Annotated in this window: 20 protein-coding genes; 8 read left to right on the forward strand and 12 right to left on the reverse strand. The window is 63.7% G+C overall.

The annotated features are described in order from the left end of the window. Positions 1-16 precede the first annotated feature (16 nt). Positions 17-841: a hypothetical protein gene (locus HPY55_00830; GenBank protein NPV69174.1), complete on the reverse strand. Its 825-nt coding sequence runs from the start codon at positions 839-841 to the stop codon at positions 17-19. A gap of 125 nt (positions 842-966) precedes the next feature. On the opposite strand from HPY55_00830, the gene HPY55_00835 reads away from it, so the two are divergent. Then, positions 967-1635, forward strand: a complete 669-nt coding sequence (locus HPY55_00835) for a sigma-70 family RNA polymerase sigma factor (GenBank protein ID NPV69175.1) — start codon at positions 967-969, stop codon at positions 1633-1635. Between the two features lie 109 nt (positions 1636-1744). Here HPY55_00835 and HPY55_00840 read toward each other — a convergent pair whose 3' ends face one another. Beyond that, positions 1745-2803: a tetratricopeptide repeat protein gene (locus tag HPY55_00840; GenBank protein ID NPV69176.1), complete on the reverse strand. Its 1059-nt coding sequence runs from the start codon at positions 2801-2803 to the stop codon at positions 1745-1747. Between the two features lie 187 nt (positions 2804-2990). Here HPY55_00840 and HPY55_00845 point away from each other — a divergent pair, with 187 nt between their 5' ends. Beyond that, the gene (locus HPY55_00845) at positions 2991-4298 is read left to right on the forward strand and encodes a hypothetical protein (protein ID NPV69177.1); all 1308 of its coding nucleotides are present in this window, start codon (positions 2991-2993) and stop codon (positions 4296-4298) included. 50 nt (positions 4299-4348) lie between these two features. On the opposite strand, the gene HPY55_00850 is transcribed toward HPY55_00845, so the two are convergent. From HPY55_00850 to HPY55_00895, 10 genes are all read right to left on the reverse strand, one after another. Beyond that, a complete protein-coding gene (locus HPY55_00850) occupies positions 4349-4900 on the reverse strand; it encodes a 2-oxoacid:acceptor oxidoreductase family protein (GenBank protein NPV69178.1) in 552 nt (183 codons plus the stop codon). Continuing rightward, the gene (locus HPY55_00855) at positions 4893-5654 is read right to left on the reverse strand and encodes a 2-oxoglutarate oxidoreductase (protein NPV69179.1); all 762 of its coding nucleotides are present in this window, start codon (positions 5652-5654) and stop codon (positions 4893-4895) included. Before HPY55_00855 ends, HPY55_00850 begins: the two co-directional genes overlap by 8 nt. Further along, on the reverse strand, positions 5654-6733 hold the full coding sequence (gene vorB / locus HPY55_00860) for a 3-methyl-2-oxobutanoate dehydrogenase subunit VorB (protein ID NPV69180.1): 1080 nt from the start codon (positions 6731-6733) through the stop codon (positions 5654-5656). Before vorB ends, HPY55_00855 begins: the two co-directional genes overlap by 1 nt. 45 nt (positions 6734-6778) lie before the next feature. Beyond that, the gene (locus HPY55_00865; GenBank protein ID NPV69181.1) at positions 6779-6982 is read right to left on the reverse strand and encodes a 4Fe-4S binding protein; all 204 of its coding nucleotides are present in this window, start codon (positions 6980-6982) and stop codon (positions 6779-6781) included. A 35-nt stretch (positions 6983-7017) separates the two neighbouring features. After that, positions 7018-7983 carry a bifunctional enoyl-CoA hydratase/phosphate acetyltransferase gene (locus tag HPY55_00870; protein NPV69182.1) on the reverse strand — a complete coding sequence of 322 codons (966 nt, stop codon included), beginning with the start codon at positions 7981-7983 and terminating at the stop codon, positions 7018-7020. 198 nt (positions 7984-8181) lie between these two features. Further along, positions 8182-9033: an ATP-binding cassette domain-containing protein gene (locus tag HPY55_00875; GenBank protein ID NPV69183.1), complete on the reverse strand. Its 852-nt coding sequence runs from the start codon at positions 9031-9033 to the stop codon at positions 8182-8184. A gap of 53 nt (positions 9034-9086) precedes the next feature. Then, a complete protein-coding gene (locus HPY55_00880) occupies positions 9087-9764 on the reverse strand; it encodes a hypothetical protein (GenBank protein NPV69184.1) in 678 nt (225 codons plus the stop codon). Positions 9765-9806: 42 nt separating this feature from the next. Then, on the reverse strand, positions 9807-10538 hold the full coding sequence (locus HPY55_00885) for an energy-coupling factor ABC transporter permease (GenBank protein NPV69185.1): 732 nt from the start codon (positions 10536-10538) through the stop codon (positions 9807-9809). Continuing rightward, positions 10535-10975: a transcriptional repressor gene (locus HPY55_00890; GenBank protein ID NPV69186.1), complete on the reverse strand. Its 441-nt coding sequence runs from the start codon at positions 10973-10975 to the stop codon at positions 10535-10537. Before HPY55_00890 ends, HPY55_00885 begins: the two co-directional genes overlap by 4 nt. 161 nt (positions 10976-11136) lie before the next feature. Further along, positions 11137-12084, reverse strand: a complete 948-nt coding sequence (locus tag HPY55_00895; GenBank protein ID NPV69187.1) for an L-lactate dehydrogenase — start codon at positions 12082-12084, stop codon at positions 11137-11139. 164 nt (positions 12085-12248) lie between these two features. Between HPY55_00895 and HPY55_00900 the strand changes: the two genes are divergently transcribed. The 6 genes from HPY55_00900 to HPY55_00925 all read left to right on the forward strand — a co-directional run bounded on the left by HPY55_00900 (position 12249) and on the right by HPY55_00925 (position 16486). Beyond that, positions 12249-12545: a hypothetical protein gene (locus HPY55_00900; GenBank protein ID NPV69188.1), complete on the forward strand. Its 297-nt coding sequence runs from the start codon at positions 12249-12251 to the stop codon at positions 12543-12545. A 32-nt stretch (positions 12546-12577) separates the two neighbouring features. Continuing rightward, the gene (locus HPY55_00905; protein ID NPV69189.1) at positions 12578-13789 is read left to right on the forward strand and encodes a S8 family serine peptidase; all 1212 of its coding nucleotides are present in this window, start codon (positions 12578-12580) and stop codon (positions 13787-13789) included. Between the two features lie 447 nt (positions 13790-14236). Then, a complete protein-coding gene (locus HPY55_00910) occupies positions 14237-14677 on the forward strand; it encodes a hypothetical protein (GenBank protein NPV69190.1) in 441 nt (146 codons plus the stop codon). A 46-nt stretch (positions 14678-14723) separates the two neighbouring features. Beyond that, complete coding sequence (locus tag HPY55_00915; GenBank protein NPV69191.1) at positions 14724-15569, forward strand: L,D-transpeptidase family protein; 846 nt, start codon at positions 14724-14726, stop codon at positions 15567-15569. A 139-nt stretch (positions 15570-15708) separates the two neighbouring features. After that, positions 15709-16020 (forward strand): YbaB/EbfC family nucleoid-associated protein, encoded by a 312-nt coding sequence (locus tag HPY55_00920; protein NPV69192.1) that lies wholly within the window; start codon positions 15709-15711, stop codon positions 16018-16020. A 1-nt stretch (position 16021) separates the two neighbouring features. After that, on the forward strand, positions 16022-16486 hold the full coding sequence (locus HPY55_00925; protein NPV69193.1) for a hypothetical protein: 465 nt from the start codon (positions 16022-16024) through the stop codon (positions 16484-16486). Positions 16487-16576: the final 90 nt, after the last annotated feature.

Below are 16576 nucleotides of genomic sequence, written 5' to 3' on the forward strand. Positions count from 1 at the left end.
CCGGTGGACGAACCCCCTAGGTTGTACCTGATCCACTTGGCGCCTGAGCCGGAGGTTCCTCCTGGTCCTGCGCGGGGTCATCAGGGTACTCCTCGAGCGGCTGGTCCCCCACTACCACAGTACCCGAGTCATTGTCGAAATCGACTTCGCAGCCGAGCGCCTGAGCGATGAACCTGAGGGGGATGACCGTCCTGCCGTTGATCGACTTCGGGGGGACGTCCAGCTCGACCGGCTGCTCATTCACCAGCGCGGTCCTCGTTTCGAGCTGCAACCTGACTACCGTGTCACCCTTGGAGATGACTACCGTGCGGGTCTCGGCCTGCCACTCGACCGTCGCGCCCAGCGCTTCGACGAGGGCACGGACGGGGACCAGCGTCCTGCCGTCCTTGATGACGGGCGGCACGTCGAACGAGGGCTTCTTCCCGTTGACGAACACTTTGAGCGACCGGTCACCTTTCTGCGTGTAGACCCTGTACATGTTCGTATACAGGTTACGGTTCCGCGGATCGATCTCGATCGCCTTTTGCAGCGCCTCGAGGGTTTGGGCGGTATCCCCGGCGTCCTCGTGCATCCGGGCAAGTTCTTTCAGCGCGTGAACGCTGTCCGGGTGCTCGGAGAGGTACTTCTTTAGCCCCTCCAGGGCTGCGGCGCGGTTCACGGCCGCTTTGATCATCTCCTTCACCTGAGCACGATCCCTTGCCTTTTCCCGGTCCCTCTCCTGCGTCCTGTCCTGCTCCGCATCGGAGGAGTTGGTCTGCGGGGCCGCAGCTGCAGCCGACCCCGCAACCAACACGGTGACGAGTATCACCGCCAGCACCGCAAAGCCAGTCGTCCTCTTCATAGTCCCATACCTCCTCGTTCTTGATCCCGGCGGTCTCACTCATCTCATACGCGGAACCGATGATATTTTGGGGGGTACCCACCGAAGCGCGCGGGCCCCATCGTATTGATAGGTGAGGGGTGGGTGTGGAAGCTGGCCTGGGCACCGACATCTCGAGAATAAAGGAAGACAGGCGCCTGCGGGACTCCTTCCTGGAATCCCACCGGGAGTTCGTAAGGAGATACGCGTCGTTTGTGTCGCATCGCCCGTTAAATTGGGAGAACGATGACGAACTCAGCGTGGGCCTGATCGCCCTGAACGACGCGATAGACTCGTACGACCCGCGCGCCGGAGTGGGTTTCCTGAGCTACGCGAAGGTGCTCATACGTCGGCGCCTGATCGACCAGTTCAGGAAATCGGCCGCGCTGGACGTCGAAGGGCCGCTGGAAGACGACATGCGGGTTGCCGCCCGGACCGCCCCGGATGATGAGGAAAGACTCGAGCGGGCGTACGAGATGTCGTGTTTCGAGCAGCGCATGGCGGAGTTCGGGATAACCCTGAACGATCTTGTAAGAAACTCTCCCAGTCACCGGCCGACCCGACAGACGCTGATGCAGGTAGCGCTGGCGGCCTACAGGTGTCCGGAAATCGTGCAGCGACTGCGCACAACAGGGCAACTTCCACTGAAGGAGATCCAGATGATAACGGGTTGCAGCCGGAAGGTGCTCGAAACCTGGCGCAAGTATCTAATCTCTCTCATCGTCATCCTCACCGAAGACGAGCTCGAAGGCACACGGGAGTTCATATTTGGGTAGCCGTCGCAGGCGCAGGTGGGTCGTTCTGAAACCGCCAAAGCCCGGGCGTGCATGAAGAGGGCGGCGTCTTCACAGCCGCCGCCCTCTTCATGTTGCCCCCAATTCTGCGCTACTGCCCTTCGCCAACCATGACCATCCCTGACGCCCCGTCATAACTGATTTGATACTTCAGCGCCTCTCCAACGAACCTCAGCGGGACTACAGTCCGGCCGTTCAACGACTCGGCTGGTACGTCCAGTTCCAGAGTCTTCCCGTTCACAAGGGCCGTCCTGGACTCCAGTTGCAGCCGGATCACCGTGTCACCTTTCGATATGATTACCTCGCGGGTCTGCGCCTGCCACTCCACGGTCGCCCCCAGCGCCTCGCTGACTGCCCTCACCGGGACAAGCGTCCTACCATCCTTGATGACGGGCGGCTGGTCGAAAGCCGGCCTCTTCCCGTTCACGAACACTTTCAGGGATTTCTCGCCCATCTTCGCATACAACCTTTGCATGTTCCTGTACAGGTTGTGGTTCTTAGGTTCAAAGGCAACCGCCTTCTCCAGAGCCTCTACTGCCTCGTCATCGTCCCCGTTTTCCTCATGGAGTGTGGCCAGGGCCTTCAGCGCCTCTTCGCTGTCCGCGTGCTCCTTGAGGTACGCCCGCAGCTGTTCCATCGCAGCCAGTCGATTGGCTACTGCGGTTTTAAGCATTCCCTCCACTTGCGCCTGCTCTTGTTCCTCTTCCTTTCCCTCCTTCAGATCCTCCAGCAGTTCCTTGGCTTCCTCCAGGCCGGGGTTCTCCTTTGCATACTTCTCGGCATCTGCAATGGCCTCATCCAGATTGCCCGCCTTCGCCAGGGCCTCGATCGCCCTCAACCGTTCGCGGACGTTCTCCTGGAGCGTGGCCCATTCCTTCTCGCGCTCACGCGCCTTTTCCGCTGCTTCCTCAGCTTCCTCGTCGACCTCACCGTCGTCCTCATCATGGGCGGCACCGTCGTCCTCATCATGGGCGGCATCGTCGTCCTCATCATGGGCGGCATCGTCGTCCTCATCATGGGCGGCATCGTCGTCCTCATCATGGGCGGCCTGAGGTTTGCCCAGCGCCTCCGCCGAGCATAACCCGTACGATCCAGCCATCGACGCCAGCAAGAGCACGCCTACGAGCACAAGTACAATCGCCTTCTTCATTTTCGTTGCCTCCTTGTGAAGACTGACTACGCCTTCCTGCCAGAAACCGAGATGCTTGAGCCATTCCGCCAGCCGGCTGAAATCGCTCACCGGTCTTTTGATAAATAAATACGGATTGTAGGCGTTGAATTGGGGGGTACCCACCAATACGTTGCGGTCCCTTCGTATTAGGAAGTGAGGGGGCAGCGTGTCTACGAGGCGCTGGACTGAAGAGGTGGCAGCGGTGCGCTACGACGACATTGGACCGGGTAAAGGGCTGGTCATCAAGGTTCAGGGTAGCGAGTATTACGTTGTGTCCAGGGATTGCCGCTACTTGCGACTCAGAGTCCGTGGCGTCGCACCGCGTCCCGGTGACATCGTCTGGCTACCTGCGACTTATCCGTCCCTGGTTCGCATCGCCATCGCAGCCTCCGTCCTACTGGTGATTGCTCTGGGAACTGCGGCGGTTGCGCTTCAGCGACAACCTGTTGCCTATATCGCTCTCGACATTAACCCAAGCGTCGAGCTAGGGCTCAACCGCTGGGAGAGGGTTGTGACCACCCGGGCGTTTAACCACGAGGGTTCGCTGCTTCTCAACCAGGTCTCGCTCAATGGGACGGGCATGATCAGCCGTCCGGCAGGGGAAGCGCTTGCCTCCATCGTTGAAGCCGCTATTGAGCACGGGTTCCTGTCACGTGAAGAAGACAACGTTATTCAAGTCGCGCTGCTGGCCCGGGAACGCCATTCACAGGCAATGGAGGAAAGTCTGCGAGAGCAGGTAGCGACAGTCTTGGAAAAGCGCGACGTGTCAGCGTATCTCAAGGTAAGAAGGGCCAGCCTTGAAACGCGAGATGCGGCCCGGAAGGAGAATCTCACGGTGAACGCCCACCTGTTGAAGAAGGAGGTCCAGGCTCAAGGTCTGGGCTCCACCGTGGCGGACTGGAGCAGACCACCTAAGGAGATTATTCGGAAAGTGGGAACCGGGAGGCTCTTTGATGCTAACGAATTCATAGGACATCACAGGAGCCGTGAGGAGACCACAGGTGGTGCAGGGACTCCTCCGGTGTCTCCCGCGAACAGCGTCGGGGAGCCGGGCGCCACCACGGAGCCGATTCACGGTCGCGATCGCGCCGGGAAGAACGACCCGACGGTCCCGCGACGTTCGCCCAAGAGGCCCAGCGGCAGCAGCGGCACGGTCAGGACCGGGGTGAAGCCCGGCTCTCAACCTGAGGCGGGCGACGCCAATCGTAGCCCCGCCGCTGGCAATACCGATTCGGGGACAGGGACACCCGTAGCGCCATCAACGCCAGCGCCGACTCCGCACGCGCCAGAGCAGCTGCCTCCGGGGCAACCTCCAGCGGGACAGTCTCCGGCAGGGCCACAACAGGAAGACGGCAAAAGCACGAACCCGGAGGCCCCGTCCTGGGAATACGACGAGAACGAGGAAGAAGAACCGCACGAGGATGAGGATAAGGATGACAGCCCGTCACGAAGAGGGAAACCGGGCGGCAATTGAGCAGCGCCCGGTTCCTATCTTACGCGACCCCTGCACGACGCACTGTGCGCCTACGCCATCGTGCGTGCCTCCCGGCCGGCGAATTCATATCCGGCGTCAAGCGCCTTCCTGTTCATCTCCAGCGCGCGCTCATTCGGCGAGTTCTCCTCGAGCGCCTTATAGAGCGCCCCCCTGTCGACCACGGACGTGAGCGCCGCCGCGACACCAACCATGACGACGTTGGCGACCCGCGGGTCGCCGAGCGACGCTGCGATGTCATTGACCGGCACGCGAACGACCTTGATGTCCTCGCGGTCGACGGCCTTGCCCACCAGGGACGAGTTGACCAGCAGGTAGCCGCCTGGAACGACTGCCCCCACGAACTTATCCAGCGACGGGGCGTTCATCACGACCGCCAGGTTGGGCCGGTTCACGATCGGCGAGCCTATCCCGGACGTCGACACCACGACCGAGCAATTGGCCGTGCCGCCCCGCATCTCGGGTCCGTAGGATGGGAGCCAGGTGGATTCCTTGCCCTCGAGCATGCCCGCGTAGGCCATGATCTTGCCCATGAACATCACGCCCTGCCCGCCGAATCCCGCGAAAACGAATTTCTCAAGCACTGGCGACCGCCTCCTCCGGCGTCTTCAGTTCGCCCATGGTGTAAAGAGGAAGCATGTTATCCTGCAGCCACTTGACGGCGTCCAGCGGACCCATGCCCCAGTTCGTCGGGCACGGCGACAGTACGCTCACAAACGCGAAGCCCTGCCTCTTCATCTGCACCTCGAACGCCTTCTTGATCGCCTTCTTGGCCTGGATGATGTTCTTCGGGGTGTCCACGGAAACCGACGCGACGTACGCCGCACCCTTGAGCGTCGCCAGGACCTGAGGCATGTCGATGGGGAACCCCGCGCTCGACACGTCGCGGCCGTACGGGGACGTGGTCGTTTTCTGGCCGGGCAATGTGGTTGGAGCCATCTGTCCGCCGGTCATCCCGTAAATGGCGTTGTTGACGAAGATGACGGTGATCTTCTCGCCGCGCGCGGCCGCATGCATGACCTCAGCGATGCCGATCGCGGCCAGGTCCCCGTCACCCTGGTAGGTGAACACGACGCGGTCCGGCAACGCCCGCTTGACTCCGGTCGCCACCGCGCATGCGCGGCCGTGCGCCGCGCTCTGCATGTCGCAGTTCATGTAGCTGCTTATCAGCACCGCGCAGCCCACCGGGGCCACGCCGATGGTGTCGCCCAGCACACCAAGTTCCTCGAGGCTTTCCGCAACGAGGCGGTGGATCACGCCGTGCCCGCAGCCCGGGCAGTAGTGGAACGGGACGCCGGTAAGCCCCTTTGTCCGAGAGAATACCTGCTTCTCAGACATCACGCCGTCACCCCCTGCGCCTTCTTCGCCGGTATCTCGTCGAGCAGCGCAACTACCCTCTCAGCCACGTCCTCGGGGGACGGGGTGAACCCGCCTACCCGCCCGAAGAAGCGTACCGGTAGTCGCCCGTTGACCGCGAGCCTGACGTCCTCGACCATTTGCCCCATGCTGAGTTCCACCGCGAGGACCCCCCTCACGCTCGTGGGCAGTGATTGGAATGCCTTGCCGGGGAACGGCCACAACGTGATGGGCCTCAGCAGCCCCACCTTGAGCCCTGCGGCTCTCAGCTGCATTACCGCTTCGCGGCATATCCTGGCCGACGTGCCGAACGCCACCACCAGGGCCTCCGCGTCTTCAATCTGGAAGGTATCCCAGCGCTGCTCTTCGGCCGTTATCTTCTCGTACTTCGCCTGCTCTCGCAGGCATATCGGCTCGAGCAGCTCTGGAGTAAGGCCCCAGCACTGCACGATGTTCCGCTTCGCACCCGGACCACGCCTGCCGGTCCCGGTTGTCGCCCAGGGCTTTTCTGTCCTCACAGGTGAGGGCTCCTTGAAAACCACTCGCTCCATCGTCTGGCCGATGATCCCGTCGCCCAGCAGTATTACGGGGAGCCGCCACCTGTCGGCGAGGTCAAACGCCTCCATCATGAGGTCGGCCGCCTCCTGAACCGATGCGGGGCCGAGCACTATGGGATGGTAATCCCCGTGGCCGCCGCCCTTCGTCGCCTGGAAGTAATCACCCTGGCTGGGGCCGAGTCCCCCGAGACCCGGGCCGGCGCGCTGGATGTTGACGACGACGCAGGGGAGTTCAGCCCCCGTGATATACGACAGCCCTTCCTGCTTGAGGCTTATCCCGGGGCCCGACGACGCGGTCATCACGCGGGCTCCGGACCCTGCCGCGCCGTAGACCATGTTGATGGCCGCGACTTCGCTCTCAGCCTGCAGGAACGTCCCCCCGACCTCAGGCATGCGCCGCGCGAGGTACTCGGCCAGCTCGCTCGACGGCGTAATGGGATACCCGAAGAACAGCCTGCACCCGGCCCTGATGGCAGCCTCGGCTATGGCCTCGTTGCCCTTCATGAAATACTGGTTTTCCACAGCCTATCCTCCTTAACGCCGGCGGCGCTAGCGCCAGACCGATATCGCGACGTCGGGGCATACGAGCGCGCACATGGCGCAACCCGTGCACTTATCCGGTTCCGCTACGGCCGCAGGGTAGTATCCCTTGCCGTTCGCGGCACGCGACTTGCCCAGGCACTTCCTGGGGCAAGCGACAACGCACAACTCGCATCCCTTACACGTCTCTACTGCAATCTCAACCCTGGCCAAGAAAGCTCCTCCTTCCTGCTCCACCCCCCGCGGGGCTACTGTTTACTTCCGGACGAGAGGATGACGGCCAGCGCGAGCGACGCGGCCTTGTTCTCGGGCGTGTCCGCCCTCGAGTTCATCACGACCGGCTTCCGCGCCCCCACGACGATGCCCGCCATGATCGCGCGGCCGAAATAAAGCATGCTCTTGCCGAGTATGTTCCCTGATTCAAGGTCCGGCGCGACCAGCACGTCCGCGCGCCCCGCCACCTCACCGGTGACGCCTTTCTGCGCGGCGGCCTCCGCGCTCACCGCAACGTCGAGGGCCAGCGGCCCATCCACGAAGGCCCCCTTGATCTGCCCCCTGTCCGCCATTTTGGCGATAGCCGCCGCATCCGTGGTCGCCTGCATCTCGGGGTTGACGACCTCGACCGCCGCGAGAATGGCAGCCCTGGGCTTCTGATAGCCCAGACCCCTCGCCATGTCAATGGCGTTCTGCACGATCTCCACCTTCGTCTTGAGGTCGGGCGAAACGTTGATGCCCGCGTCGGTCACGAACACCATCCGGTCGAACTCCGGCACGTCCATGGCTGCCACGTGGCTCAAGATCCGCCCCGTCCGAAGGCCTGTCTCGGGGTGAAGCACGGCTTTCATGAAGTCGGCGGTCTTGACCTGGCCCTTCATGAGGATGTGCGCCTTCCCGCTCGACACCAGCGAGGTCGCCATCTGGGCCGCCGCCGCGGGCGTCGGGGCATCCACGACCTCCATGCCGCGCAGGCTCAACCCGCCCTCGACAGCGAGATTTTCGATCTTCGCGACCTGCCCGAACAGTGTGGCTTCAACGCCGAACTCCTCGCGGCACACCCTCACGGCGAGGATGGTGTCGTCATCCTCGGCACCGGCGACAGCGAGCCGCAGCGGCTCTCTGCTGAGGATCTCCCGGGCCTGCCTGGCGTACGACTCGAATCTCCTGAGGTTCAAACCCACGGACGTCCCCTCCCCATCAGCCTGACATACACTCATGGCCGCGTCCAGAAGCTCCGGCTATCGCGTTCAGTGGGGCTGCACAAGACCGCCGGTTGGGTGGCGCTCTCAAACGCAGCCGCGCGTGGCGCAGTCTAGATCCAACACAGAATTCAGCAACCATTGGGGAAGATCCTTCAGGCAAAGGGGTGACTTGCCGTCAAATGTGGTTGGCCGACCCGCGAGTTCGGTCTGCTGTTACTCCCCGTGCGGGACCTGCCCACCGGCGATGGCTTTCAGCAGAGCGTCCTTTGCCTCACCCACAGTGAGGGGTACGCCGATATCCACCCCGGCGGCCTGCAGCCGGCTGAACAGGTCCACCAGCACCGGCAGTTGAAGGTTGGCCTCGGTCAGGACGTCCGGCCTCGAGAATATCTCGCGGGGCGTGCCGCGGGCCGCTATCCTGCCGCCGGCGATAACGTAGATGGTGTCCGCGAGCAGTGGGACACTGTCCACGTCGTGAGTAGTCATGATCACTGTAGTCCCCAGCCTGGAGTTGAACGAGTGCAACAGCGCCAGGATATCCCGGCGTGAGCGGGAGTCGAGCCCATCGAAGGGCTCGTCCAGTACGAGAATGTCCGGCTTCAGCACCATGGCCCCCGCGAGAGCGACCTTTTTCTTCTCACCGCCGCTGAGGTAGTGGGGGACCTTCTTGCTCAGGTGTCCGATGCCCACCGCATCGGTGATGGAGTCCACCATACCTCTTACCTCGGACACAGGAACTCCCTGGTTGCGCGGGCCGAACGCGACGTCGTCCCAGACCGTCGGCCCGATTATCTGCTCGTCGACGTCCTGGAGCACCACCCCGATGCGGCTCCGGATCCTGGCGAAATCCCGCGCGGGGTTGACGCCCAGCACCGTCACCTCACCCTCGACCGGCTTCAGCAGGCCGGTGATATGCATGAGGAGCGTGGTCTTACCCGACCCGTTGGGACCGAGCACAACCACGCGTTCACTCTTGCGCACGACGAAGTCCAGCCCGCACAGCCGGACCTCGGTCCGGTCGGGGTAGACGTGAGTCAGGCACCGTATCGACACTATTTCGTCCATCGCACATCCCGTTCCCGCCTGAATGGCTCCATACCTACCAGGCCCCCGCCCACTCACAGCGTCCTTGCCAGGCAGAGCAGCGCGAGTCCCACAATCACGGGCAACGCGTCGTACCGCGTGAGGCCGGCGACGTCACCGCGCCGCCTGTCACTCGAACTCCTGATGCCCGTGGCGTAGCCGCGCAGCACGAGTACCCTGTACGTCCTCTCGCTCAGGTCTATCGAGCGGATGAGCGCCGTGCCCAGCGCCGCCCCTATCGCCGACGGGCTGCGGGCCCCCTTCAACCTGAGCACCCTGCCCACGGCAGCCAGGCGGCCTGCCAGCAGGAAGAACGACCTGTACGTCATGTAGACTGAATCCGCCAGGATCCCCGGCAGGACGCGCTCAAGCACGGAGTGCAGGCTCACGAACGTGGTCGTCCCCAGGAGGACGATCAACGCCGCGGCTGCGGAAACAGACCGGAGGACTCCCAGCACGGGGTCGCCGGTGGAGAACACCCATCCGAAGAAAGCCGGGTAGAGCAGCAGGTGGCCCATCCGCCCCGCCGGTATCCCCGCGGCCGCAGCGAGGCCCGCTACCGCGGCGAATACAGCGGTAGCAGATCTCACGCCGGTCGAGAGGATAGCCGCCGCGACGCAAAGCGCCGCCATGGCGATCTTCGAGGTCGTCGACGCCCTGTGGATCACCGAATTGCCGCTCGATGACAGGTAGTCCAGGTACGCTATGTCCATCAGGTCATCTCACCGCCGGTTCCCTCCGGCAGTCTCCGGGACTCAGCCCGCTCCGCGGTCGATCAGGTCGGGCCTCACCTTAACGAGGAACGCCAGGGTCACGGCCACGACGACCGACTCGAGAGCCGCGCCCGCCAGCCCGACTGGCAGGATGAGCGTCGCCCCCTCGCGCACCCTGTTCAGAAATCCCTCTTCCCCGTGCTCTTCGCCTTCGTGACCCGCGGCAGCGGTCTCGTGGGCGGCGTCGTGGACCTCTTCCCCTTCTTCGTGCCGGTGAGCGAGCTCGTGCGGGTCGAGTCCCGCCGCCGAGACGACACCCAACACAAGGCTTACCGATATCGCGACCGCCACCACGGTGGCGACCACAGCGGAGGGCGTCACGCCCAATCTCCGTCGGAGCAGGGAGAACACCGCCCAGCCAACGGCCGCTTCCGCGCCGAGGACGAGCGAGTTGATTCCGATGACCGTGACCCCGCCGTGGCCAATCAGGGCGAGCAGCAGGTTGACCACGAATGCGCACACCAGGGCGAGCGCGGGGCCCAGGATCACGCCCGCCAGCACCCCGAGGTTGAGGTGTACTGGGAGCGGCCCGAGCGGCATGGACATCGCCACGAGCATGAACGCCCCCATGATCCCGATGATCGCGACCTTCTTGCGTACGTCTTGCTTCCTCAACGACCACAGCGAAACCGACAGCGCCGCGGCCAGCAGCAGGAAGCCGCCGAACGCCATCCACATGGGAATGGAACCGTCGGGGAAATGAAGGTGGCTCACTTCCCGTCCTCCTCCACGAGTTCCTCGTTTCCGCAGCCTGCACAATACCCGAATGCCTCAAAACGGTGGCTCACCAGTCTGAACCGCACGGATGCCAGGGCCTGCTCGTCGAGGTGCACCGGGCATCCCGCGATCTCCTCCACCCGGCCGCAGCCGAGGCAGATCAGGTGATGGTGGTGCGACGCGTTGGCCTCGAACCTCGTCGGCTCCCCGCAGACCTCCACCTTGCCGATGAGCCCTTCCCCGGCCATCAGGCCGAGGTTCCGGTAAACGGTGGCCAGGTTTGTACCCTCGCACCTCTTGCGGACGCGCTGGTACACCTGCTCCGCGGTAAGGTGCTTCGAGGTCCCCACCAGCACCTCGAGGATCGCCCTCCGCTGCCGCGTCAGCTTGTAGCCCATGTCCGCGAGTTCGCGGGTCCTTTCAGTCCCACCCATGATATCACCGCCGCGGGCTTATTTGCAGATACGAATCGTTTGCATTTATATTATAGAACCCCTGGTGGGAAAATGCTAACGATCTTGCCGGCCGTCAGCCTGGCGCGAGCGCGGTCCCGGGGCGCACGAATCGATCGCCCTCCGTGTCACTGTCCCCTGTATCAGTACCCCAGGTCTCGCTGTATGGCCCGCATCGCCTCCGCGGACCGGCGGAGGCCCTCCACCTCCCCCGCGGAAAGGGGTAGTTCGAGCGCGGTGGCGACGCCCGTCCTGTTCACGATGGACGGCAGGCTCAGGCATACTCCGGAGATCCCGTGCTGGCCGGTCAGCATCGTGGACACGGTCAGGACCGAGTGCTCGTCCCTGAGCACGCTTTCGATGATCCTCCTCAGGGCGAAGGCGATCGCCCAGTACGTGGCGCCTTTCATATCAATAATGTGGTAAGCCGATTCCCTGACGTTTCTGGCGATGTTCTCGCGGTCGACGTTGTCGCAACCCCTCGGGCAGGCGGGGCAGAACTCATCCAGGCGGGCGCCGGCTATGTTCGTGAGGCTCCACGCGGGGACCTCGGTGTCACCGTGCTCGCCGATTACGTAGGCGTGCACGTTGCGCGGGTCGACCCCGCAGTGGCCGCTCAGGAGGTAGCGGAACCGGGAAGAGTCCAGTACGGTGCCCGAACCCATTACGCGTGAGGGATCGCGCGTGGTGGTCAGGGCGGCAACGTGGGTCAACACGTCCACCGGGTTCGTCACCACGATCACCACCGCCTCGGGGGGCGCATGCCTGTCGATCTCCGACATGACCTCGCGCAGCACCGCGGCATTATCGCGCGACAGGTCCACGCGGGTCTCCCCTGGTTTCTGGTTCCGGCCGGCGGTGACGACTATGACGTCAGAACCCGAACAGCCCGAAATATCAGCCGAGTACACCCTTACCGGGCGGACGAATGACGCCCCATGCGCGAGGTCGAGAGCCTGACCCTCCGCCCTGTCGGCGTTCTTGTCTATAAGGCAGATTTCCGACAGCAGCCCGCTCTCCATAAGCGCGAATGCAGTGGCTGAACCTACCAGCCCAACGCCCACGATCGACACCTTCGCAGCCCCGTTCATTCAGACCCCCCAATCCATCGCACTCTCAACCAGATCATTCCCATTCTGAGCAGCGCCGATGCCGCGGCCGGATGCTGCCTTATGGTAACACTTGACGCCGACGCGCCATAGAATGTTGATGACGCACACGCTGCGCGCTGCTCGAATAGGAGGTGGGGGAGGCAGTGAGCATTAAGGAGCTATCCCTTGAACCCAGGGACGTTTCCCTTATCAAGGCACTCAGGCCGTTCAGCGGCCCGTTCGGACAGAAGCTGATCGATACGATCCTCGACATGAGCGCAATGCAGAGCGAGGGGAAAGACGTTCAGGTCCTGAGCCCCGTCTGGTTCTCCATCAAGCTCCAGGAAGTCGCCCAAAACGCGTTTTCCCTGTTCCTCATACTCATTTTGTTGCTCCTATCCACAGGCGGCTGGCCGGCTGACCCGCCGGCCGACGGGACACCCAAATCCAGGTTCTTCTGACGGCTATCGCGGGGAAAGGGGCTGGGCAATAGATGGGCTTCACCGAAGGTAGTCTTCCCGAGGGGAAGATCTCCGCGGAGATCATGTCGGTACTTCCGCGGGTATGTGAGCGCCTGCCCGTTATAATCGAGCTTTCGTCCGATGCGGTCGCCCTTGACGCCATACCCGCCAAGCTGGAGGGTTTCGAGTTCAAGTGCGACCTCGCGATAATCAATGCGATCGCCGGTACCATATCGCCAGACCAGATACAATCGCTGGCGGCGAAGCCTTCAGTGTACAAGGTGTATCCCGACAAGATGGTCCAGGCATGCCTCAACGTGGCCACGCCCGCGCTACGGGCCCACCTGATCCAGCAGCGCGGGACCACCGGCAAGAGCGTCACCGCGGCCGTCGTCGATACGGGGGTTCACCCCCATCCCGACCTCACGCGCCCCGAGAACAGGCTGGTGGCGTTCGCCGATTTCGTCGGCAAGAAAGGGTCCCCCTACGATGACAACGGTCACGGGACTCACGTCGCCGGCGAGATCGCGGGCAACGGCTACTCGTCGAACGGCAGATACAAGGGGATCGCTCCCGAGGCCAGGATAGCCGGAGTCAAGGTGCTCGACCAGAACGGAAAGGGACAGACGTCCACTGTGATCCAGGGTCTGGATTGGTGCCTCAAGAACAGGAGCAGGCACAACATCAGGGTCGTGAACCTCTCCATGGGGTCGCCCGCCGGCTCACCTCCCCACGAGGACCCCCTGTGCAAGGCGGTCGAGAGGCTGTGGGACGCGGGGATAGTGGTACTCGTCGCGGCCGGCAACGACGGGCCGGCGGACAAGACCATCCTGAGCCCCGGAAACGACCCCAAGGTGATAACGATCGGGGCTATGGACGACAAGAGGACGGTCGAGCGGAAGGACGACGCGATCGCCGATTTCTCCGCCAGGGGTCCAACGGCGGAGGGGCTGGCCAAACCCGACATTCTCGCCCCCGGTGTGGGGATCACCTCGCTCAAGGTGCCAAAGGGATCGCCGGGATTCAGGCTCCGCGGTTCCAGCAGGACTTACCAGGCGCTATCGGGGACCTCGATGGCCACATCCCTGGCGGCGGGCGTCGCAGTGTTGATGCTGGACCACGAACCCGGCCTCACACCGGACGAAGTGAAACAGCGGATGATGTCGTCTGCCGAAAACCGTGGTTACGATGCGAACGTCCAGGGGCGCGGTTACATCGACGCCAACAAGGCGGTAAGACCCTAGGTTAGGGCCGGACGATGACCGCGCAAGAATAGCAAGGAGGGGATTGCGTGTGTCTTCACCGTTGTTCAGGATATCCATGCCGACCGGACTGACTCAGAAGAGCGCAGCGCCAGACCCTTGGGCGGGGTACCAGTTCTGGGTTTGGCCCTACGGCTGGAGGAAGACCCAGGCCAACGTGACCGTTGCCACCCCTCGGCACAGGATCGACCCACCGGCGCCCGCGACTTCCGCCCCGGCGCCTCATGCTCCTCCTGCGCCCACACCACCCCCTTCAGCCCCGGCGACCCCAACCTCGCCGGAGCGACCGGTCGAGAACGGGGCAGGGCATTTGTTTGAGCCGCCAATTCCTCCCCCGATGGGGGCGGGCGAAACCCCCGCGCAGGAAGTGCGCGCCAATCACGGTTCTCTCGTGTGGAAGATCCCGTCCAGGGGCAAGGGGGGTCACGATTGAAAACGCGACCGGGAGTTCAACAACAGGGTTCTCCCGCCGGGGCGTGGCCGGACCCGTACATGACCAGGGCAAACAAGATGCTGGTATACAGCAACCCTCACAACCAGCGGGTGGCCCCGGCGTGGCACAACAACAACGTGGTGCATTTCCTCGACCTGGGGGAAGTGGCCGTCGATCCAGGTGGAGCTGCCCTCAATCCGCTGTACTTCGTGATTACCGGTTTCGACCACGCGGGGACGCCCGTCCTGGTGCAAGGCCAGTACTGCATAGTCAGCCGCCTCCCCGGGGAGCCGGGCTACTCGCAGTTCTGCCGGGTGTGCTTCCTCGAGGCGCCCGCCATCTACATGCCCAACACCGTCAGGTCCGAGGAAGACGCAAAGGCGAGCGGCTACCCGATCCTCGAGACGGACATGGTCCTGTGCGCGCCGGTACTCTAGTTCCCCGTAGCTCCGGCCCATCAGGCGGGCCGGCGGAGGTGGTCCGGTGGTTTTCGCGACGAGGTACCTCAGGTTGATGGACCCGCCCATGGTCGGGCCCGACGTCAGCCTCACCCAGGGGAGACTGAAAGCCCTCGGCATATACGAGGGAGAGATTAACGGGGTATTCGACGAGGCCACGGCCGAGGCCGTAAGGCGTTTCCAGCAACGGAACGGCCTGCGCGTTGACGGGATCGTGGGGCCGGACACGTACAACGCCCTCCAGCTCGGGGAGGCCATCGATGTGTGGCAGTCACCGCGCACCGGACCGCGCATCTCGATAGACCTGGTGCGGCGCCGGCTTTTCCTTTATCGCGCAGGGGTGCTGCTGGAGACGTTCCCCGTCGCCATCGGGAAGCCGTCCACTCCGACTCCGCCTGGCAACTGGGTGATCGTTGATAAACAGGAGAACCCCGGAGGGGCGTTCGGCGCAAGGTGGATGCGGCTGAGCACGCGGTGGGGTGGGTACGGGATCCATGGCACGGACACCCCCGAGTCGATAGGCAGGGCGGTCAGCCACGGCTGCGTGCGCATGCTGAACGAGAACGTCATTACCGTGTACAATCAGGCGCCCCTCGGGACCAACGTCAAGATACAGGGCGAGGCCATGACCGGCCGCATCCTCAGGATCGGCGTGGAGCCGGCCGACGACGTCCGCCTGGTCCAGGAGAGGCTCAAAGCCCTCGGATACTATCGCGGGGACGTGGACGGATTCTACGGCCCGCTCACGGCGGGGGCCGTGATGGCGTTCCAGCGCGACCGCGGGCTCGACCCCGACGGCATAGTCGGGCCGGCCACGTACGAGGAACTCGAGCTCGCCTGGGACCAGGCGACCGGCGACAGGAGGCCGTAAGCCAACGGCCCGCGGCGGTCTCTCCGGACTGGCGTGTGGCGGCTATCTGCGGCCTGCAGCAGCGGCTTCCCGGCGGCACACCAACGGCGTGTGCCGCCCTGATTTTGCCCGGCATAAGATCTACGGGAGGTAGAGGGGGATGGGTGATGGCTTCGCGGATATGATGCAGCAGTTCCAGGAGATACGGGCCGAGATGGAGAGGGTCAGGGAGGCGTTACGCGCCAAGACCATAGACGCCTCTTCGGGGCCCGTCAAGGTCACTATCAACGGGCACCAGGAGATTGTATCGGTATCGCTGACTCCCGAGTTCGCTCAGGACCCCCGCAGGCTGGAGGAATCCATCAAAGCGGCGGTAAACGACGCCATAATGAAGTCCCAGAACATGGTGGCCCGCGAAGTCGGCAGATTCATGGGGCCGGGATCAGTATTCGGGTGGACGGGGGGTATGTAGAGTGGCTGACGGGGACGGCACCCTCATCGGGAGTCTCTCGAAGTTGATGGAAACGCCCGCGGGGCAGGGTATGGATTCGACTTCGTTCCTGTGCATGCTGGGCCTTCTAAACGTGCAGACGATCATGACGGTCGTCCAGAAGGCCACCGAAGAGCAGACGGTGGTTTCGGAGGCTGTCAAGAAGTCGGGGCCTGACGCCCAGTCGCTGGCGCAGGCGCTATCGGGGCTGCTCGCCGGCCAGGCGGGGCAGGGAGGTCAGGGGGGCCAGAAGATAAACCCCGCAACCCTCCTCAGCCTGGTAAACGTGCTGGCAAGCCAGATGGAGAAGGGCGGGGCCCCTAAACAGGAGCAGAAGGCGGAAGAACCGGCGCTCCCAGCCAGATTGGAGCACAGGGGTGAAGTCCGCAGGGGGCAGGGGGACCCGGGGGCCGACCAGAGGGATGCGAAGGCGGCAAGCCAGAAATAGCAGGCGGCGCCCCGGGGCGCGTCCGGCAGATGATGTGGCTGATGCTTCTCCCGTCCTTCGCCCGCGCCCCGCGACCGTGCATGTAGACAG

Source organism: Bacillota bacterium (assembly GCA_013178305.1).
GTDB lineage: Bacteria > Bacillota > Sulfobacillia > JABLXB01 > JABLXB01 > JABLXB01.

What these genes read in the sequence shown, in the direction of transcription:
- vorB (NPV69180.1), bottom strand. Translation starts at nt 6,733, where the DNA reads ATGAAGGGCAACGAGGCCATAGCCGAGGCTGCCATCAGGGCCGGGTGC.
- HPY55_00880 (NPV69184.1), bottom strand. Translation starts at nt 9,764, where the DNA reads ATGGACATAGCGTACCTGGACTACCTGTCATCGAGCGGCAATTCGGTG.
- HPY55_00895 (NPV69187.1), bottom strand. Translation starts at nt 12,084, where the DNA reads ATGAACGGGGCTGCGAAGGTGTCGATCGTGGGCGTTGGGCTGGTAGGT.
- HPY55_00920 (NPV69192.1), top strand. Translation starts at nt 15,709, where the DNA reads ATGGGTGATGGCTTCGCGGATATGATGCAGCAGTTCCAGGAGATACGG.
- HPY55_00890 (NPV69186.1), bottom strand. Translation starts at nt 10,975, where the DNA reads ATGGGTGGGACTGAAAGGACCCGCGAACTCGCGGACATGGGCTACAAG.
- HPY55_00855 (NPV69179.1), bottom strand. Translation starts at nt 5,654, where the DNA reads ATGTCTGAGAAGCAGGTATTCTCTCGGACAAAGGGGCTTACCGGCGTC.
- HPY55_00840 (NPV69176.1), bottom strand. Translation starts at nt 2,803, where the DNA reads ATGAAGAAGGCGATTGTACTTGTGCTCGTAGGCGTGCTCTTGCTGGCG.
- HPY55_00905 (NPV69189.1), top strand. Translation starts at nt 12,578, where the DNA reads ATGGGCTTCACCGAAGGTAGTCTTCCCGAGGGGAAGATCTCCGCGGAG.
- HPY55_00870 (NPV69182.1), bottom strand. Translation starts at nt 7,983, where the DNA reads ATGAGTGTATGTCAGGCTGATGGGGAGGGGACGTCCGTGGGTTTGAAC.
- HPY55_00830 (NPV69174.1), bottom strand. Translation starts at nt 841, where the DNA reads ATGAAGAGGACGACTGGCTTTGCGGTGCTGGCGGTGATACTCGTCACC.
- HPY55_00875 (NPV69183.1), bottom strand. Translation starts at nt 9,033, where the DNA reads ATGGACGAAATAGTGTCGATACGGTGCCTGACTCACGTCTACCCCGAC.